Genomic DNA, 20,111 nt, shown 5'->3' with positions numbered 1-20,111 from the left:
GGGACCGGGCGCGCCGACCCGTGGGGCGCGCTCGCGGCGAGAAGTCCGCGCAAGGGGGTTCTCCCCGCCGCTACCCATCAGTACATTGACGCCATGTCTAATACGCCGCCCGCGTCGCCCGCCCCCGTGGCGTCGGAACACACGGAACACACGGAACACATAGACCGCACAGCAGGCCTCACAGCAGGCCTCACAGCAGGCCTCACAGCAGGCCTCACAGCAGGCCTCAAGGCCCGGAACGTCTCCTTCTCCTGGGAGGACACCCCGCTCCACTGGCTGCCCGGCGACCCCTTCGCCAACCACACCATCAACGTGCTGCACCTGCTGCTCCCGGCCGGAGAGCGCTGGTTCGTGCACGTCTACAAGCAGGTGCTCCCGTACATCACGGACGAGCGGCTGCGCGAGGACGTCGTCGGCTTCATCGGCCAGGAGGCCATGCACGCGAGCGCGCACGACGACGTGCTCCCCCACCTCAAGCGGCTGGGCCTGGACCCGACCCCGTACACGGCGCAGGTCGACTGGCTCTTCGAGAAGCTGCTCGGCGACCGGACGCTGCCGCCGGGCGGGGCCCGCAGGTGGTGGCTGATGGAGCGCGTGGCGATGATCGCGGCGATCGAGCACTACACGGCGTTCCTGGGCAACTGGGTCCTGAACGCCGGGGAGCTCGACCGGCGCGGCGCGGACCCCGTGATGCTGGACCTGCTGCGCTGGCACGGCGCGGAGGAGGTCGAGCACCGGTCAGTGGCCTTCGACCTCTTCATGCACCTGGACGGCAACTACCGCCGCCGCGCACGGACCTGGGCCACCGCCTTCACCGCACTGGTCTTCCTCTGGCAGCGCGGCTCGCGCTACTTCATGGAACACGACCCCGAACTGCCGCCCGGCTCCAAGGCCTCGGTCGGCCAGTTCTACCGCTCGGGCCGCAAGGGCACCCTGCCCTCCACGGGCGCGATGCTGAAGTCGATCCCCACGTACCTCTCGCGCGGCTACCACCCCTCGCAGGAGGGCTCGACGGCGCAGGCCGTCGCCTACCTGGCCTCCTCCCCCGGCGCCAACGGAGGTTTCCCCGCATGAGGCGGACCACGGCACTGACGGCGGGGGCGCTCGCGGGCGCGGCCTGGCTGACGAAGCGGGCGATCGGCAGGCGCATCGATTCCGGATCCCCCCTGTGGCCCCTGCCCGCGCTGGAGACCCCCGTCTCGGGGTACTCGCCGCGGCGGTGGATCCCGGCCCTGATCGTGTCCCGTACGGAGCCCGCGGACGGGGTCCTGTCCCTGACCCTGGAATCGGCGGAACTGCCCGCCTGGACCCCGGGCGCGCACGTGGACGTGACCCTCCCCTCGGGCCTGGTGCGCCAGTACTCCCTGTGCGGCGACCCCGCCGAACAGGGCCGCTGGACGATCGCGATCCGGCTGGTCGGGGACGGCCGGGGCGGCTCGCGCGAGGCCCACGCCCAGCTGGTGGAGGGCGCCGAGCTCCCGGTGCGCCCGCCCCGCAACCGCTTCCCCCTCGTCCCGTCCCCTTCCTACGTCTTCGTCGCCGGCGGCATCGGCATCACCCCGGTCCTGCCGATGCTCCGGGCCGCGACGGCGGCGGGCGCGGCGTGGACCCTGATCTACGGGGGCCGCTCGCGAGGCTCGATGCCGTTCGCCTCCGAGCTGGCGGCCTCCTACGGCGACCGGGTCACGCTGGTCCCCGAGGACGAGGCGGGCCTGCCCGACCTCTCCCCTCTCGCCGACCCCGGTCCGGGCACCCTGGTCTACTGCTGCGGCCCGGCCCCCCTGATGGCGGCCGTGGAAGCGGCCGTCCCGGCGGGCACCCCGGTCCACCTGGAACGCTTCGCCCCGGCGGCCGCGGGCGGCGACTCGAGGCCCTTCACCGTGGAACTCCACCGCTCGGGGCGCGTCATCGAGGTGGCGGCCGGGGAATCCACCCTGACCGCCGTGCGCCGCGAGCTCCCCAACACCCCGTACTCCTGCCGGCAGGGTTTCTGCGGCACCTGCCAACACCGCGTCCTGTCCGGGGACATCGACCACCGCGACACCCTCCTCACGGACGGCGAACGCGAGGACTCGATGCTCCTGTGCGTCTCCCGCGCGGCCGGGGACCACCTGGTCCTGGACCTCTGAGGGGCCGTCCGGACAGCTCGGCCCGGACGCCCAGTAGGGTGTTCGCATGACAACCGGGGTGCGGCGCAGGATGGGTGTCGAGGAGCGGCGGCAGCAGCTGATCGGGGTGGCGCTGGAGCTGTTCAGCCACCGGTCGCCCGACGATGTGTCCATCGACGAGATCGCGGCGGCCGCGGGGATATCGCGGCCGCTGGTCTACCACTACTTTCCCGGCAAGCTGAGCCTGTACGAGGCCGCGCTGCGCCGGGCGGCCGACGAGCTCGCGCTGCGTTTCGTGGAGCCGCAGGAAGGGCCGCTCGGGGGGCGGTTGCTGCGGGTCATGGGGCGGTTCTTCTCCTTCGTCGACGACCACGGGCCCGGTTTCTCGGCCCTCATGCGGGGCGGACCCGCGGTCGGCAGCAGCCGGGCCAGCGCGATGGTCGACGAGGTGCGCCAGGCGGCGTACGAGCAGATCCTCGCGCACCTGGGCATCGACCGGCAGGCTCCCCCGGCCCGGATGGAGCTCGTGGTGCGCTCCTGGGTGTCCCTGGCCGAGTCGACCGCGCTGATCTGGCTGGACGGACGGCGGATCCCGCGCGCCGAGCTGGAGTTGCAGCTGGTGCACGATTTCGCCGCACTGGCCGCGGTGAGCGCCGCCTACGACGCGGAGATGGCCGGGATCCTCGTACGGATCCTCATGGACGAGCCCGCCGACGGGCCGTTCGGGGAGCTGGTGGGGCGGCTGGCGGGCCTGGTGCCCACCACGGTGCCCGGTCCGCGTTGATCGCCGCTCCTTGATCGAATGGCACGCAATAATGCCCGCGTGATCATTGATGACGGGATCGTGTTCCGCCATGCGGAGGAGAAGGACGCCGGCACGCTGGTGGCCCTGTACGACCAGGCCGCCCGCTGGATGGGCGCGCACGGGATCGAGCAGTGGAAACCCGGTGAGAAGGACGCCGCGCACTTCCGGGCGATCATGCGCGAGGGCGAGGTGTGGCTCGCCTCCGACGGTGACGGGTACGCGGTCGGGGCGTACGAACTGTGGTGGTCCGACGAGGAGGCCTGGGGCATCCAACCGCCCGTGGCCGGCTACGTGCACCGCCTCATGGTCGAACGCGAGGCCGCGCCCGCCGGGGCCGGCCGGCGGCTGCTCGAACACTCCGAGCGGCGGATCGCCAGGACCGGCCGCGAACGGGCGCGGCTGGACTGCGTCTCCACCAACCCCCGGCTGCTCGCGTACTACCAGGACGCGGGCTACCGGGTGGTCGGGGAGTTCCCCCACAAGGAGGGCAAGGACGGTCGGGTCTACGGGGTGATCCTGCTGGAGAAGCGGCTCGACCGGCTCACCCTGGTCACCCCCGCCTGAAGCGGGTCACCCCGGCCGGAGCGGTCACCCCCGCCGGAGCGGTCACCCCCGCCTGAAGACGGCCACCGTGCGGGCCGGGACCGTGAACTCCCCCTTCGCGGGGTCGTACGCCGCCTGGCGGACCACCGGGTCCGCGCCCGAGGCCTGGACCGGGTGCAGGGCGTAGGCCGTGCCCGCGAGGGCCGGGAGGCGCTGGGCCTGCGCGCCGGGGGTGGCGTTGAAGACCACCACCAGGTCGCCCAGCGTCATCGTGATCACGCCCGGGGTCTCGCCCGGGCCCGACAGCGGGAAGGCCAGCTGCGCCTGGACCGCCCCGGCGGTGGTCAGGGCGAAGGCCGGTTCCGTCGTACGGATCCTCAGCAGGTCGCGGTAGGCGGCCGAGGCGCCGTCGATCTCGGCGCAGCCGGGGGCGGCCCCCGCCAGCAGCGGCTTCGCGTACGGCCACTTCGCGCGGTTGTCGGCCGCCGGCGGCAGACCGCGGCCGAAGCCGTTGCCGTCCCGGCAGTCCCAGTGGACGGCGTTGAACCAGTCGCCGCTGTCGAAGGAGTTGCGGTCCAGGGACTTGGACCGGAGCAGGTCCGTGCCCGCCTGCGAGAGCGCCGGGCCCTGGGAGAGCGCGGCGACCGACATCGCCAGGACCTGCGCGCGGGCCTGGCCGGCCGGTGCGGTGCCGTCCGGGAGCTTGTACTTCAGGGCGTCGAAGAGCGATTCGTTGTCGTGGGCGTCGACGTACGCGAGCGCGTCGCCGGGGGCCGCCGCATAACCGGCCGGGGCGCCGTTGTAGTCCACCTCGGAGCCCTTGACCGGGCGGCCGCCGGAGTCGGTGAAGGCGTACCCGGCGAGGTTGCCGGTCAGCCCGACCTTGATCAGGTCCTGGTCGTGGAGCAGCCGGGTGCGCTGCTGCTCCGCGGTGCCGTTCGCCGGCGAGGAGTTCGGTGCGGTGAACAGGCCCGACGCGAAGCCCTGTACGCGCGGGTCCTCGTCGAAGGGGCCGCCGCCGCGCACCGCGTCGCGGGCCCGGTCGGAGAAGGTGGCGATGCCGGTACCGGCCATGTTCTGCTGCGTGGCCTGGACGAAGCGGGCGTCGTTCGCCACCTCGCCGAAGTTCCAGCCCTCCCCGTAGAGGACGATCCGCTTGCCGTCGACGCCGTCCTTGGCGACCGTGAGCGCGTCGAGGGCGGCGCGCACCGCCAGGATGTTGGCTTTGGGGTGGTGGCCCATGAGGTCGAAGCGGAAGCCGTCGACCTTGTACTGCTTGGCCCAGGTGACCACCGAGTCCACGACGAGGCGGCCCATCATGGCGTTCTCGGGGGCGGTGTTGGCGCAGCAGGTGGAGTTGGCGACGGAGCCGTCGGCCAGGAGCCGCTGGTAGTAGCCCGGCACGATCCGGTCCAGGACCGACTTGTCCGACTGGCCCGCGGCCACCGTGTGGTTGTAGACCACGTCCATGACCGTGCGCAGGCCCGCGCCGTTCAGGGACTGCACCATCCGGCGGAACTCCACCGTGCGCGCCGTGCCGTTCGGGTCGCTCGCGTACGAGCCTTCGGGGACCGTGTAGTGCAGCGGGTCGTACCCCCAGTTGTACGGGTCCTTCGCGGCCGCGGCGGCCACGCAGGCCTGCTGCTCCTCGGAGTCGGGGGCGTAGACCTTCAGGTCGCAGGCGGGCTCGGTGCGGTCCGCGGCCTTCTCCGGGACGGTCCCGAAGTCGAAGGCGGGCAGCAGGTGGACGTAGGAGGTTCCGGCGGCGGCCAGCTCGCGCAGGTGGCGCATGCCCGCCGAGCCGGTGTCCGTGAAGGCCAGGTACTGGCCGGGGTGGGTGGTGGTGCGGTCGGCGACGGAGAAGTCGCGGACGTGCAGCTCCTGGATCTGCGCGGAGGTGAAGGGTACGGGTGCGGGCTTCTTCAGGTCGCGCCAGCCGGGCGGGGCCAGCTTCGGGTCGGCCAGGTCCACGGCCAGGCTGTACGTGGAGTCCGCGGTCAGGGCGGTGGAGTACGGGTCGGTGACCAGGTTGCGGACGACCTGCCCGGTGGTCGGCGCCCAGACGGTGACGGCGTAGCGGTAGGGCTTGCCGGACCAGCCGCGCTCGCCGCGCACCGACCAGACGCCGGTGCCGTCGTCGCGGTGCATGGCCACGGTGCGGCCGTCGAGTTCGAGGGCGACCTGCTGGGCGGTCGGGGCCCAGACGGAGAGGGTGGGGCGGCCGTCCTTGAAGACGGGGCCGAGCTGGGCGCCGGTCGTGTACAGGTCGTCGAGGACGCCCGCGAGCTGGACCCCGGTGGCGGCGAGGACGGCGCCGTTGGCGGCGCGGGCGCTCGCGACGAGCTGGCCGCGCAGGGCCTCGCGGACGCGGTCCCGGTCGCGCGGGTCGACCGTGTAGGCGGCGTACGCGGCCAGGTGCGGGAACTTCTGCTTCTGGGCGGCGGTCAGCTCGGTCCGGGCCAGCCGCAGCCACTGCGCCCGGCCGGTCAGGGTGCCGTTCTCCGCCTTGACGGCGCCTTCGCGGGAGGCGAGGAGCTGGAGGGAGGCGGCGGCCGGCGGGGCGTTCCAGGCGATGGTGTCGCGGTCGATCCAGACGGCCTGGGCCTTGGTGAGGTCCAGGGCGGCGGCGCTGCCGGCGGGCTGCGGGAGGAGGTACTTCTCCTTGCCGCCCAGCATCCACACCTCGTGTCCGGAGCCGGTGGGTTTCAGGTCCAGGGACTGGTCGGAGGGGAGGTCCTTGGCGTCGCCGTTGTGGAGGATGTAGCTGAGGCTGGTGGCTCCGGCGGCGAGGGGGACCTCGTACACCGCGCCGTAGGAGTCGGTGCGGGTGGGCAGCAGCGGCTTGGACCAGTCGGTGGGCGTCGCCGCTCCGGTCCAGACGTGCAGGCCCCAGCCTTCGTAGGCGCCGTCGGGGCGCTGGTAGTGCAGGACCGCCTTCGTCCCGTCGACGGGAGGAGCGGCGGGGCGTTCGGGGCGGGGGGCTTCCTTGCCCTGGTCGAGCCAGATCTCGCCGGTCCGGGTGACGTCGATGGTGCGGTCGGTGGCGACGTCCTTGTTGCCGTCCTTGTCGATGACGAGGTAACCGACGCTGGCGGCCCCGGGCTTGAGCCGCACGTAGGCGAAGGCTCCGTAGGCGTCGCGGCCGGTGAACTCGTGGCCGGCGGGCCAGGTGGTGGCCTCGCCTTCGGCGAGGTCGCCCCAGGCGTACAGGCGCCAGTCGGTGTAGTTCCCGTCGGGGCGGTTGTAGTGGACGATCGCGTAGTCGCGCTGGGTGGCGGTGGGGACCTCGGCGGGCGGGGCCTGTCCGGCGGCCGATGCGGCGAGGGCGCTCGCGGTGCGTCCGGCGGAGTCGATGACCACGGCCTTGTAGCGGAGCGGGGTTCCGGAGGCGGTGGCCTCGCCGATGGTCTGGGTGACCTTGTAGGGGGCGTGGTCGGCGGAGCCGAGGACCTGCCAGTTGTCTGTGCCGGTCTGGGCGGCGAAGACGACCCGGTTCAGCGGGTCGCCGCCGGTCACGTCGGCGGAGAGCTCGACGGTGCCGGTGGCTCCGGGGGCCGGGGCCTTGAGGGTGATGGTGGGCTTGGCGGTGGAGGCGGCGTACGCGGCGGGCTCGGCGGGCGGGGTGGTCGCCTGGAGGACGAGGGAGCCGAGGGCGGGGAGGGTGACGGTGAGCTTGCCGGCGGCCGAGGCGCGCGGCCGGCCGGTGGTTGCGGCGGCCGCCGCTGCTCCTCCCGCGTACAGGGTGCGGTACTGGGCGCCGGCCGGGGCGTCGAGCTCGATGGTGCGGGGCTCGGTGGCGTTGTTGGCCGCGACCAGGTACTCGGTGCGCGTGCGGGTGTCGGTGCGGGCGAAGGCGTAGGCCGAACCGTCGGAGAAACGTTCGCTCTGGACGCCGTCCCGGAGGGCCGGGTGGTCCTTCGTCAGCTTCGAGAGAGCACTGATCTGTTTGTAGAGCGGGTGCTCCGGATCGTAAGCATCGCTCGCATGCGTGCGCACCGTTCCGAGCTGGTCGTCGTCCAGGTAGTCGGCCACCTGCGAGGCGAAGAGCGGCTGTCGTGCGTCCTTGTCGCCGCCCGCGCCGGTGAAGCCCTGCTCGTCACCCGAGTAGATCACCGGATTGCCCCGGGAGAAGAACATCAGCTCGTTGGCGAGCCGGTACCGGTCCAGCAGCTCCTGCTCCCCCGCCCCCGGGTGGTCCTGCTTCAGGAAGGTCCCGAAGCGGCCCATGTCGTGGTTGCCGAGGAAGGTGACCTGCTCGTAGGCGTTCGCCTTGTCGGTCGTGTACCGGTAGTCGTCACCGAAGACGGAGCCCAGCCGGCCGGCCCCGGCTCCCTGGGAGGCGTAGGAACGGATCGCCTCCTGCAGCGGGAAGTCGAGCGTGGCGTCGAGGCGGCCGCGCGTCACGTACGGGGAGGTGATCGCGGTGTCGGCGGAGTAGACCTCGCCGAACATGAAGAAGTCCTTGCGGCCGTGCCGGGCCGCGTACTTGTCGAGGGCGGTCGCCCACTGCGTCCAGAAGCCGGTGTCGACGTGCTTGACGGTGTCGATGCGGAAGCCGTCGATGTCGAAGTCCCTGACCCACTTCTCGTAGATCTTCTCCATCCCCTCCACGACCTCGGGACGCTCGGTCCACAGGTCGTCGAGGCCGAAGAAGTCTCCCTGGTCGGAGGATTCGCCGGCGAAGGTGGAGTCGCCCCGGTTGTGGTACATCACCGGGTCGTTGAGCCAGGCCGGGGACTTCAGGTTCTTCTTCGCCGCCGGGACGAAGGGGGTGCGGGGGAAGGAGTCGGCGTCGACGGCCGGGAACTTCTTCTTCCCGTCGGCGTAGGCGGAGTCGTCGAACGGCACCCCGTCCTCGGTCAGATAGGGGAAGGCGCCCTTGGACAGGTAGCCGTAGGACGCCTCCCGGTAGTCGACGACGTCGGCCGTGTGGTTGGCGATGACGTCGAAGAAGACCTTCATCCCCTTCCCGTGCGCCTTGTCGATCAGCCGCTCCAGATCGGCGTTGGTCCCGAAGTGCGGGTCGACCTGGGTGAAGTCGGTGATCCAGTACCCGTGGTAGCCGGCCGACGCGTCCTTGCCCGTCCCCTGTACCGGCTGGTTCTTGAAGATCGGCGCCATCCAGATGGCCGTCGTGCCGAGCCCCTTGATGTAGTCCAGCCGGTCGGTGAGCCCCTTGAGGTCACCGCCCTGGTAGAAGCCCTTGTCCGTCGGGTCCAGACCGGTCTCCAGCCGGGAACCGGTCAGGCCGCCCCGGTCGTTGCGCGGATCGCCGTTCGCGAACCGGTCCGGGAGCACGAAGTAGAACTGCTCCCGGGTCAGGTCGTGCCGCGCGGGCTCGGCGGCCAGCCCGGCGTCCGGGGGCGGAGCCGGTGGCGCCTTGGCGGCGACCGCCGCGGCGGCGGGGAGGGCGGGCAGGAGCGTCACGGCCAGAATGGCTGCGAGCACTCCCGCGGCGCCGGCGAGGGCGGGGCGTATCAAGGCGGATCTCCTCGGGTGCGGGACGGGTCGGGGGGGAACGGGAGGATCAGTTGCGCCAGGTGTCGTTCAGCGTGACCTTGCCGTTCGCGGGGACGGTGGCGGACCGGTTGGCTCCGCTCTCCCAGGTGACGTTCCCGGCGGCGTCCTTGCGGACGTACTTGTACGCGAAGACCGCGCCGGGCGGGAGCGTGACGTCGAGCTTCCAGACGGGGTAGGCGGCCGGGTCGAGCTTGAGGGCGCTGCCGGTGTTCCAGCTGCCGAGCTCGGCGCGGTCACCGGTGACGTAGATGTTCTGGCCGGGCACGGTGGTGGCGCTGACGGCGAAGGAGGCACCGGCGGGCGCGGTGGGGGTCGGGGTGGGGGTGGGGGTCGGGGTGGCGGTGCTGCCGCAGCCGCGGGCGCCGACGTGCAGGGCGACGGCCGTCCCGGCGCCGAGGGTGGCGGTGAACCGGCCGCCGGAGTCCACGGTGACCGTGCGCCCGCTCTGCACGTCGCAGTAGTCGCCGGCCGCGAGGGAGGTCTGGAACGTCCGGGTCAGCGCCGAGCCCTCGTGGTTGATCGCCACGTACGCCTTGGCGCCCCGCCCGAAGGCGATCTGGTCGCCGCCGTTGTCCCACCAGTCGGTGACGGCCTGGCCGCGCGCGGAGTTGCGGAAGGCGACCATGGAGGAGATCTCCCGCCAGGCGTGCTGGCACTTCCACCCGTCGGCGTAACAGGCGTTCACCGTCCCCCCGTTGGGCGGCCCCGCGTCACGGTCGGTCCACTCGTACCCGGAGTGCACGTCCGGGGAGCCGTAGGGCCAGGCCAGCATGAAGACGCTCGCGAGCGTGTAGGCGGAACCGTCCTTGTAGCTGAGGGTGTCGCCGCCGCGCTCGGTGTCGTGGTTGTCGACGAAGACGGCGGACTGGGCGGAGGGCATGTACCCCCAGGCCTCCCCGAAGTCCTTCAGGTAGGCGAGGTTCTCGCTCTGGAACACCCGCTTGAGGTCGCGGGCGTAGCGGAACTCCTGCACGTCCCCGTTGCCGAGGTACTCGCTGGGCGAGACGGCCTCGCCGGCGCCGTAGATCGCCTCCTGCTTCCAGTAGGCGTTCGGGTTGCTCAACCGCCCCTTGACGGCGGCCAGGTCGGCGGCGGGCATGTGCTTGGCGGCGTCGATGCGGAACCCGTCGACGCCGAGGGAGAGCAGGTCGTTGAGGTAGCCCGCGATCCGCCCGCGCACGTACTCCTCGCCCGTGTCCAGGTCGGCGAGCTGCACGAGCTCGCAGTTCTGGACGTTGGCGCGGTCGGTGTAGGTGGAGATCGTCGCCCGGCAGTCGTCCATGTCGGAGCCGGAGTAGACGCCCGGGTAGTTGTACTTCGTGTACGAAGTACCGCCGGTTCCGGTCCCGTCGGCGGCCGCCATGTGGTTGATGACGGAGTCGGCGACGACCTTCACGCCCGCGGCGTGACAGGCGTCGACCATCGCCTTGAAGGCGGTACGGTCACCCAGCCGCCCGGCGATCTTGTAGCTGACGGGCTGGTACGAGGTCCACCACTGGGAGCCCTGGATGTGCTCCTGGGGCGGCGAGACCTGCACGTACCCGTACCCGGCGGGGCCGAGGGAATCGGCGCAGGCCTTGGCCACGGAGTCGAACCGCCACTCGAAGAGCACGGCGGTGACGTCCTTCTCCCCGGGCGCGGAGGCGGCCGCCTCCGGGGCGGGACCACCGACGACGGCGAGGGCGGTGACGGCGGTGACGGCGGATGCGGACAGCAGCGCGGCGGCGGCTCTGACGGCGCGAGCACGGGTGGGCATGCGGTGTTCCTCCTGGCGGAGAGGCACGGGCCGGGTGGGGGCCGGTCACGGCCGGGTTGGGGATTGCAGCGACCGTAGGTGCCAGGAGGGAGCCCTGCAAGACTTTGCGCAAGAGATTGCAGAATTGTTTCCGGATGGGGTCGCGCGGCGGTGCCGGCAGCTCACCCGGCTCGCCCACCACCGGCCCCGGACGCCCCGGAACCGGGACAGCGCACATGCCTGCGCCCGACCGGACGAGGCATGTGCGGAGGAAGGCGGGTCTAGGCGTGCGGGATGACGAAGTCGCAGTCGGGCCTGGACTGGCGGCTGTGGGCACCACCCGCGGCACAGCGGCCGTTGTCCTGGAAGCCGTAGCAGAACATGTCGTGATTCGATTCGATGCGGGGGCCTCCGCGGAAGCCCCGTCACCGACAGCGTCCGAGACCCGGCCCGGCACGTGATGTGCCGGGCCGGGCCGGCGTTCAGAAGTCCCAGCTCTGGCTCCGTGCGCCGTTGCAGCTCCAGCTCACCAGGAGCTGGCCGTTCTCGGGCCGGCCGGCCAGGATGTCGAGACACTTTCCGTTCACCCGGTTACGGATCTCGCCGCCGTTGCGGAACCACTTCTGGTGGAGCCCGCCGTTGCAGTCCCACATGGCCACCGAGCCCTGGTCGCCCAGATGGGGACCGTAGATCTCCAGGCACTTTCCGTTCATTGCGGAACGGATCTGCTCACCGTCCCAGCGCCACTGCTGGTTGGTGTTGCCCGTGCAGTCCCACGTCACGGTGAAGGCGCCGTTCTCCTGGTGGAACATGAAGATGTCGGCGCACTTTCCGTTCAGGCCGGACTTGAGCAGCGGTGCCGCTGCGAACGCGGGCCCGCCCGTCAAAGTGGCCCCGGCCAGCAGGCCGGTGACCGCCGCCAGCAGCATCAGTCGCCGTAGAGACCTCATGGTTTCTCCTTCATGTCGTCCTTGCGCGGGTTGCGCTGGGCCATGTGTAGCCGCCGGTTGATGTCCGGCGCCGGAATGGGGATTCCGGACATCAACAGCTGGACAAAAACCACCCATCACGACTGCGGAAAGACGCAGGAAGGAAGGCCATGCCCCGCCCCGAACGTCCGCTCGACCCGGACACCGGTCCGCTGACACAGTTCGCCGCCGACCTTCGCAAACTGCGCGAGGCGGCGGGACGGCCGCCTTATCGGGCACTGGCCAAAAGGGCGCACTATTCGTCCACGACACTGTCGGACGCCGCGGGCGGGCACACGTTCCCGAGCCTTGGTGTCACGCTCGCCTATGTCGAGGCGTGCCGGGGTGACCGACTCCTGTGGGAGGCCCGATGGCATGCGATCGCCGCCGAGATCGCCGCGAGCGCACAGGGTGCCGAGCTCGGGGAGAGCAGCTGCCAGGACGCACCGTACGCGGGGCTGTCGGCGTTCCAGCCGGAAGACGCCGACCGCTTCTTCGGTCGCGAGCGGCTGACCGGCGAGGTGCTCGCGAAGGTGCGTGACCGCCGGTTCCTGGCGGTCTTCGGGCCGTCCGGATCGGGGAAGTCCTCGTTGCTGCGGGCGGGGCTCGTCGCCCGCGCGCGGGCGTCGGGGTGGCCGGTGATGCTGTTCACTCCGGGCCCGCATCCCGTGGAGGAGTGCGCCGTCCACCTGGCCGCGGAGACGGGCGCGGCTCCCGGCGCGCTGGTGACCGAGCTGCTGGACGATCCTGTGGCGCTGCACCTGCGGATCCGGCAGACCGTGATCGACCGCCCGCCGGACGTCGACGCGCTGATCGTGGTCGACCAGTTCGAGGAGGTCTTCACCCTCTGCGCGGACCGGGACGAACGAGACGCGTTCATCGCCATGCTGATCGCGGCCACCACGGCGGCGACCAGCCGGACCCGGGTGGTGCTCGGCGTGCGCGCCGATTTCTACGGCCACTGCGTCCAGGACCCCCGGCTGGTCGAGGCGGTGCGCGACGCGCAGATCGCGGTCGGTCCGATGAGCAGCCAGGAGCTGCGCGAGGCCATCACCCGGCCGGCCGTGCTCGCCGACTGCACGGTGACCGGCCCGCTGCTGGCGGCCGTCGTCGCGGACGCGACCGGCCGGCCCGGTGCGTTGCCACTGGTTTCGCACGCGATGGTCGAGACCTGGCGCCGTCGCAGCGGCAACCGCCTGACGCTGGGCGGATATCTGGCGGCCGGCGGGATCCAGTACGCGCTCGCACAGACCGCCGAGGCCGCCTACCGGGCGCTGTCGCCGGTGCAGCAGGACCTCGCCAGATCGCTGTTCCTGCGGCTGACCGCGCTGGGAGACGGTACGGAGGACACCAGGCGCCGCATCACCCGGGACGAGCTGGACCCGAACCCCGACACCGCCCGCGTACTCGAATCCCTCGCCCGGCAACGGCTGGTGACGCTGGACGAGGGGTGCATCGAGATCACCCACGAGGCGATCATCCGGTGCTGGCCGAGGCTGCGCGGCTGGCTGACCGAGGACCGGGACCGGCTGCTCCTGCACCGGCAGCTCACCGACGCGACCGCCCGCTGGGAGGTGCAGGACCGCGACCCGCACGCCCTCTACCGGGGTGCCCGGCTGGCCGCGGCACTGGACCTGGCCGCCACGTACGGCAGCCGGCTGACCGCCAGGGAGCGATGCTTCCTCGAAGCGGGCCGGGAAGCGCAGGCCGGGGAGATGGCGGCGGTCAGGCGACGGACGGTCCGCCTGCGGCAGCTGGTCACGCTGCTCACGGTGCTGGTGGTCATCGCGGCGACCGCGGGCGGGCTGGCCGTCGACTCGCGCGACTCGGCCGTCCGGCAGCGCAACGTGGCCATCGCGCGGAAGGCCGCCGCGGACGCGGCGGACGTGCGGCCGCAGGACCCCCCGCTCGCGGCGCAGCTGAACCTGGCCGCGTACCGGCTGGCGGCCACCGGCGACGTCCGCGACCAGCTCATGAGCTCGTTCGCGACGCCGTACACGAGTCGGCTCACCGGCCACACCTCCGACGTGGTCTCGGTCTCCTTCGCCCGCGGGAGCCCGGTCCTGGCCACCGCGAGCTGGGACCGCACGGTCCGGTTGTGGGACGTCGGGGACGCCCACCACCCCGTTCCACTGGCCGTCTTGGACCAGCCGGAGCAGATGTGGTCGGTGGCGTTCGGTGAGGGCGGCCGCGTCCTGGCCACGGCGGGCGAACGCTCGGTGCGGCTGTGGGACGTGGCGGACCGGCGTGCGCCCGCCGAGCTGAGCACGCTGCCGGACCAGGCGTCCGGGCCGACGTGGGTGGCGTACGGGCCGGGCGGCACCCTCGCCACCGGCCACACCGACGGCGCCGTACGGCTGTGGAAGGTGACCGATCCCCGCCACCCCCGCCTACTGGCCACCCTGCCGGGCCACACCCACGCGGTCACCTCGGTGACGTTCAGCCGGGACGGCCGCATGCTGGCGACCACCGGCGACACCACCGCCAGACTGTGGGACGTCATCGACCCGGCGAATCCGCTCCTCCTCGACGTCCTGCGCGGACACACCGACACGGTGACCTCGGCCGCCTTCAGCCCGGACGGCAGGACCGTGGCGACCGGGAGCTGGGACCGCACCGCAAGGGTCTGGGACATCGGCAGTACCCCGCGAACGCGGCCACCGGCCGTCCTGCTCGGCCATCCCGCGATCGTCTGGTCGGTGGCCTTCACCCCGGACGGCGGCACGCTCGTCTCGGCGGGCGGCACCACGCAGTTCTGGGACGTCGCCGCCCCGGCGAACCCGAAGCGGACCAGCACGCTTCAGGGCGGCTTCTACCAGACGGCGTTCAGCCCGGACGGCCGGCTGCTCGCCACCTCCGACCGGCTTCTGGACCTGCGGGACCTGTCGCTCGGGGCCCATGACGACGTGGTCACCTCCCTGGCGTACGGCCCCGGCGGCCGCCTGCTCGCCAGCGCCAGCTGGGACGGCACCGCACGGCTGTGGCAGGTCACGGGCGGCCGGGCCCTGTGGCCGCTGTCGGTCCTGCGCGGGCACACCAAATTCGTCCGGTGCGTGGCGTTCAGCCCGGACGGGCGCATCCTCGTCACGGCCAGCGAGGACACCACCGTCCGGGTCTGGGACGTGGCCGACCCACGCAGACCGCGACTCGCTTCGACCCTCACCCCCGGCGCCGGCGAAGTCGCCGGCGCCGCCTTCGGCGCGGCCGGCCGCCTGCTGGCCGTCTGGGCGCAGGGCAAGACCGGCCTGTGGGACCTGACCGATCCCGGAAGTCCCGAACCCCTGGGCCGGGTCGCCGAGGACGGGCCGGACGTCACCGCGGCCTCCTTCCGCCCGGACGGCCGCACGCTGGTGACGAGCAGCGGCGAGTCCGGTTCGCTGCGGTTGTGGGACATCAGCGATCCGCGCGGCCCCCGGGAACTGCCGTCCCCCTTCCGGTCCGACCCTCTGACCGGCGGCGTGTTCAGCCCCGACAACCGGAGGCTGGCCGCCTTCCACCGCAGGGACAGGACGGTGTGGCTGATGGACGTCGACGGTTCCAACCACCCCACGAGGGTGAGGCGGCTACCGGCGTCCGGTTCCTGGCTCTACAGGCTGGCCTTCGACGCGGCCGGCCGCCGGCTGGCAGCCGGCTCCGCGGACGGCAAGGCCCTGCTGTGGGACCTGAACGGTGCGACCGCTCCCACCATCCTCACCGGCCACGCGAGCCCCGTACCGGCCGTGGCGTTCAGCCCGGACGGCAAAACCCTGTCCACCGGCGGCAACGACTTCACGATCCGCCTGTGGGACACCGACCTGGACCGGGTCACCGCCCGCATCTGCGACAGCGCACACCCCCGGCTCACCAAACCGCAATGGACCCAGCACTTCCCGGCAGTCCCCTTCAACCCGCCCTGCCCCACCCCGTAGCCCCCCGGAACCAGGCGCCCGTGCCCCGCCTTCACTTCAGTTGATGTCTCCGACGACGTTGGTGGAGCCGGGGCTCTTCACGTTGTTGTTGATGGCGATGTTGTTGAACACGTTGAACACTCCGTTGAGGTTGATGGGCAGGATGGATCCGCCCCCACCGCCGGAGGGGTTGATGGTCACGCTGAAGGCGTGGCTCACGCTCTGCGCCGGGTTGGCGCTGTCCGTCGCGGTCACCGTGAAGGAGTACGTACCGGCTGCCGTGGGCGTACCGGTGAGCTGTCCGACCGGGGACAGGGCGAGTCCCGGGGGCAGCGTGCCGCTCGCCGTGTACGTGACCGGCGGGGTTCCCCCGGTCGTGGGGCCCGTCACGACGACGGCACTGTAGGCGTTGCCGACCGTGCCGGTGGGCAGGGGGCTGGCCGCCCAGGGCACGACCAGCGGAGCAGCGGGGATCGTGTAGGTGAGACGGATGACGGGGTCGGCGGTGACGGCCGCGGTGGTGGCGGTGGCCCCCACCGGGTTGCGGATGTAGGACGAGCCCGCACCTCCGCCGCTGGCCGTGTCTCCCAGGACTCCGTTGCTCGCGCCGGATCCGCCTCCGAAGAAGCCTCCGCCACCGCCACCTCCCGGGGACGCCGCGGCGCCCTGGCCCGGCTGACCGACGGAGCCGTTGAGCTGGCCTCCTCCGCCGGGGGAGTTGCCTCCCCCGCCGCCACCGCCGTTCCCGGGAGCTCCCGCGGGGAAGACGAGCAACTCGCCGGCGCCGCCGCCTCCGCCTGCGGTGTTGGCGCTCGGCGCTCCCCCGGCACCGCCGACGTTCGTGGCAAGGGACGAGAACGATGTTCCCGTGCCGCCGTTGCCTCCGGAGCTGCCGAATCCGCCGCCGGAGCTGCCGACGTTCGCCACGGTGGCGCCGCTGCCCCCCGGGCCGTTCCCGCTGCCGCCGCCGTTGGGGCCGATTCCGGCTCCGCCGCCGCCCGAGGCGGCCAGGAGGTAAGTGTTCGGCCCCTGGGTGCACGTCCCGTCGCAGATGGTCGTGGCACCACCGCCCGCGCCGCCGAAGCCCGTACCACCACCCCCGTTGAACCCGCCCTGGGCAGGTGCTCCGTCCGAGGTCTGACCCGGGGCCGCGACCCTGAGATTGAGGGTCTGCCCCGGTGCGACGGTCAGCGAGCCACTGACCCTTCCGGCGGAGCCGCCTGCGCCGGCCCCCACCCCGGCCCCGTTCCCGCCCCTTCCGCCGGTCGCTTCGTCGATGGTGAGGCTGGTGACGCGGTCGGGGACGGTGAGCGTGAACTCACCGCCGCCCAACTGACCTGCCAGGGGTGTGTTGCCCGGCCCTGGGACTCCGGTGTAGGTGCAGACGACGGTGGTTGACCCGTCAGGGGAGGTACTGGTCTGCGGAGCCGATGCCGTGCCCCTGAGGGTGGTGGTTGCGCACACAGGTGTATCGGCGGCCAGTGCCGGAGCGGAGATGAAGAGCGGGCTCACGGCCGCGGAGAGAACCGCCAGGCAGGTCGTCAGCGACCGCCGTGAGCAAGCACCAAGGCTGGCATGGGGCAGGGTGGTTGACCGACGGGCCATGACGACCTCCAGGGGATCACGCTTTGCTCGGACACCGTCGACGAGGCGGCCAGAGGCCCTCGCGGACGGCCGAGGAGACGCAGGCCAGTCTCGCGACGTGCGCGGCGCGGCTCGACCGACGCGCGGCTGTCGCCCGTCGGCCCAACCGATCGGAGCAGCCACGACGGCACTGTCATCTGATCGTGAAGCCCGAGATGATCTTCGCATTGACCGTGGGCACCCGTACCCGTACCCGTACCCCCACCGCCCGGCGTCCCCACCCCCCTCAGCCCCTCAGCCCCTCAGCCCCTCAGCCCCTCAGCCCCTCAGCCCCCCGGACCCTGCCCCGTGGACCCCCGCACCACCAGCTCCGGTTGGAAGACGTACTCCGTGCGCTGGACCGGGGTACCGGCCACCGCCTCCAGGAGGGCTCCGACCGCTGCCGTGGCCATGGCCCGCACCGGCTGGCGGACGGTCGTCAGCGGCGGGTCCGTGAAGGCGATCAGCGGGGAGTCGTCGAAGCCGACCACCGAGACGTCCTCGGGGACCCGAAGCCCCCGCTCGCGGGCCGCTCGGATGACGCCGAGGGCCATGGGGTCGCTGCCGCACACGATGCCCGTGCAGCCGCGGTCCAGCAGGGCTCCGCCCGCCGCGTGGCCGCCCTCCACCGTGAACAGGGTGCGCTGGATCAGGCCTTCGGCCGGGGCGGAGGGGCAGGCGGCGACGAAGCCCGCCTCCTTGCGCGCCGAAGGCACGTACCGCGTCGGCCCGATGGCGAGGCCGATCCGGCGGTGGCCCAGGTCCTCCAGGTGACGGACCGCCATCTCCGCCGCCGCGCGGTCGTCGGGGGAGATGAAGGGGGCCGTGACCTGCTCGTTGAAGCCGTTGATCAGCACGAACGGCACCCCCCTCCCCGCGAGCCGCTGGTAGCGCGACGGGTCCGCGGAGGAGTCCGCGTGCAGGCCCGACAGGAACACGATGCCGGTGACCCCGCGCTCCTCCAGCTGCTCGACCAGCTCGTCCTCGGTGGCCCCGCCCGGGGTCTGCGTGCACAGCACCGGGGTGTAGCCGTGGCCCGCCAGGGTCTGCTCGATCACCTGGGCGAACGCCGGGAAGATCGGGTTGGTGAGCTCCGGGGTCAGCAGGCCGACCAGGCCGTTGCTGCGCCGGCGCAGCCGGACCGGGCGTTCGTAGCCCAGCAGGTCCATGGCGGCCAGCACCTTGTGCCGGGTGCCGGCCGCCACGCCCGACTTGCCGTTGAGGACGCGGCTGACGGTCGCCTCGCTGACCGCGGCCTGCGCGGCGATGTCCGTCAGCCGCAGCGGGGAAGTCACCCCTGCCACCACACCGCCGTGTCGGCGGGCAGGGACGAGGGGTCGCCGAGCGGGCCGCTCGACAGCAGGACCGTGCCCGGCGCGGGCAGGCGTACCGGCTCGTCCGTGGTGTTGACCGTGCACGTGAACTCCCCGCGGCGGAAGGCCAGGACCCCGGCCGGGGCCTCCAGCCACTCCACCGCGTCGCCCGCGCCCAGCGACGGGTGCGAGCGGCGCAGGCGCAGCGCGGCGCGGTAGAGCTCCAGGGTCGAGGCCGGGTCGCCGGTCTGGGCGGCCACGCTCAGTCCGGCCCACTCGGCCGGCTGCGGCAGCCAGCTGCCGCCGTCGCCGAAGCCGTACGGGGCCTCGGTGCCCGACCACGGGATCGGGACCCGGCAGCCGTCGCGCAGCCCGTCCTGCCCGGCGCCGCGGGCGAAGGCCGGGTCCTGGCGGACGGCGTCGGGGAGGTCGGTGACCTCGGGCAGGCCGAGCTCCTCGCCCTGGTAGACGTACGCCGACCCGGGCAGCGCCAGCATCAGCAGCCCGGCCGCCCGCGCCCTCGCCAGGCTGCCGTAGCGCGTGCGGTGACGCACCACGTCGTGGTTGGACAGCACCCACGTCGTCGGGGCGCCCACCGGGCGCATCGCGTCCAGGGATTCGTCGATGGTGGCGCGCAGCGCGGTGGCGTCCCACCCGGTGTTCAGGTAGTGGAAGTTGAAGGCCTGGTGCAGCTCGTCGGGGCGCAGGTACAGGGCCGTCCGGTCGGCGCTCGGCGTCCAGGCCTCGGCGACGCCGATGCGGTCGCCGGCGTACTCGTCGAGGACCCGGCGCCAGGATCGGTAGATCTCGTGGACGCCGTCCTGGTCGAAGAAGGGGAGCACCTGGTTGCCGAGCAGCTTGAGCTGTTCGCCGCGGCCGAGGTCGGGCAGGCCGGGGGCCTTGACGAGGCCGTGGGCGACGTCGATGCGGAAGCCGTCGGCGCCGAGGTCGAGCCAGAAGCGCAGGATGGAGCGGAACTCGTCCTGGACGGCGGGGTGTTCCCAGTTGAAGTCGGGCTGCTCGGGGGCGAAGAGGTGCAGGTACCACTCGCCGTCGGCGACCCGGGTCCAGGCGGGCCCGCCGAAGATGGACTCCCAGTCGTTGGGGGGCTCCGCGCCGTCGGCGCCGCGTCCCGTGCGGAAGTGGAAGCGTTCGCGCAGCGGTGTACCGGGGCCTTCGCGCAGTGCCTGCTTGAACCATTCGTGCTGGTCGGAGCAGTGGTTGGGAACGAGGTCCACGATGATGCGCAGGCCCAGCCCGTGCGCTTCGCGGATCACGGCGTCGGCGTCGTGGAGGCTGCCGAACATCGGGTCGATGGCGCGGTAGTCGGCGACGTCGTAGCCCGCGTCGGCCTGCGGGGAGGCGTAGAAGGGGCTGAGCCATACGGCGTCGACCCCGAGTTCCTTGAGGTAGGGCAGCCGGCTGCGGATGCCTTCGAGGTCCCCCATGCCGTCTCCGTTGGAGTCGGCGAAGCTGCGCGGATAGACCTGGTAGATCACCGCTTCTCTCCACCAGCCGGGCGTGGTGCCGGTGGAGGTGGGGAGGCCGTCCCACGAGGTTTCGGCGGCGAGGTGCTGGGTCATGTCGTCCTTGGGGAGATCGGGCCGGG

Annotated in this window: 11 protein-coding genes; 5 read left to right on the top strand and 6 right to left on the bottom strand. The window is 72.4% G+C overall.

The features are described from left to right. The first annotated feature begins 93 nt into the window (after window positions 1-93). Genes OG904_RS22250 through OG904_RS22235 form a run of 4 tightly spaced genes read left to right on the top strand, consistent with a single transcriptional unit; the run spans window position 94 to window position 3,477 of the window. Window positions 94-1,074 (top strand): metal-dependent hydrolase, encoded by a 981-nt coding sequence (locus tag OG904_RS22250; RefSeq protein WP_405493606.1) that lies wholly within the window; start codon window positions 94-96, stop codon window positions 1,072-1,074. Further along, entirely contained in the window at window positions 1,071-2,129 is a 1,059-nt protein-coding gene (locus tag OG904_RS22245; RefSeq protein WP_405493604.1) for a PDR/VanB family oxidoreductase, read from the top strand. The genes OG904_RS22250 and OG904_RS22245 overlap by 4 nt, the downstream gene beginning before the upstream one ends. A 46-nt stretch (window positions 2,130-2,175) precedes the next feature. Next, window positions 2,176-2,892, top strand: coding sequence for a TetR/AcrR family transcriptional regulator (locus tag OG904_RS22240; RefSeq protein WP_405493602.1), 717 nt, complete (start codon window positions 2,176-2,178; stop codon window positions 2,890-2,892). A 39-nt stretch (window positions 2,893-2,931) separates the two neighbouring features. Next, window positions 2,932-3,477 (top strand): GNAT family N-acetyltransferase, encoded by a 546-nt coding sequence (locus tag OG904_RS22235; RefSeq protein WP_405493600.1) that lies wholly within the window; start codon window positions 2,932-2,934, stop codon window positions 3,475-3,477. 42 nt (window positions 3,478-3,519) lie between these two features. On the opposite strand, the gene pulA is transcribed toward OG904_RS22235, so the two are convergent. The 3 genes from pulA to OG904_RS22220 all read right to left on the bottom strand — a co-directional run bounded on the left by pulA (window position 3,520) and on the right by OG904_RS22220 (window position 11,661). Continuing rightward, complete coding sequence (gene pulA, locus OG904_RS22230; RefSeq protein WP_405493598.1) at window positions 3,520-8,937, bottom strand: pullulanase-type alpha-1,6-glucosidase; 5,418 nt, start codon at window positions 8,935-8,937, stop codon at window positions 3,520-3,522. Window positions 8,938-8,983: 46 nt separating this feature from the next. Beyond that, a complete protein-coding gene (locus tag OG904_RS22225; protein WP_405493596.1) occupies window positions 8,984-10,732 on the bottom strand; it encodes a carbohydrate-binding module family 20 domain-containing protein in 1,749 nt (582 codons plus the stop codon). 461 nt (window positions 10,733-11,193) lie between these two features. Continuing rightward, a complete protein-coding gene (locus tag OG904_RS22220) occupies window positions 11,194-11,661 on the bottom strand; it encodes an RICIN domain-containing protein (RefSeq protein WP_405493594.1) in 468 nt (155 codons plus the stop codon). 149 nt (window positions 11,662-11,810) lie between these two features. Here OG904_RS22220 and OG904_RS22215 point away from each other — a divergent pair, with 149 nt between their 5' ends. Then, on the top strand, window positions 11,811-15,587 hold the full coding sequence (locus OG904_RS22215; protein WP_405493592.1) for a hypothetical protein: 3,777 nt from the start codon (window positions 11,811-11,813) through the stop codon (window positions 15,585-15,587). A 36-nt stretch (window positions 15,588-15,623) separates the two neighbouring features. Here the strand turns inward: OG904_RS22215 and OG904_RS22210 are convergent, their stop codons facing one another. From OG904_RS22210 to OG904_RS22200, 3 genes are all read right to left on the bottom strand, one after another. Then, window positions 15,624-17,030, bottom strand: coding sequence for a putative Ig domain-containing protein (locus OG904_RS22210; RefSeq protein WP_405493590.1), 1,407 nt, complete (start codon window positions 17,028-17,030; stop codon window positions 15,624-15,626). Between the two features lie 446 nt (window positions 17,031-17,476). After that, window positions 17,477-18,496, bottom strand: coding sequence for a LacI family DNA-binding transcriptional regulator (locus OG904_RS22205; protein ID WP_405493588.1), 1,020 nt, complete (start codon window positions 18,494-18,496; stop codon window positions 17,477-17,479). After that, window positions 18,481-20,085, bottom strand: coding sequence for a glycoside hydrolase family 13 protein (locus tag OG904_RS22200; RefSeq protein WP_405493586.1), 1,605 nt, complete (start codon window positions 20,083-20,085; stop codon window positions 18,481-18,483). The genes OG904_RS22205 and OG904_RS22200 overlap by 16 nt, the downstream gene beginning before the upstream one ends. Between the last annotated feature and the right edge of the window lie 26 nt (window positions 20,086-20,111).

The organism is Streptomyces sp. NBC_00096 (assembly GCF_045041305.1).
In the GTDB taxonomy this organism is placed as follows: domain Bacteria; phylum Actinomycetota; class Actinomycetes; order Streptomycetales; family Streptomycetaceae; genus Streptomyces.
The sequence above is the reverse complement of the archived record's forward strand: the minus strand, read 5'-3'. Positions and strand labels throughout refer to the sequence as shown.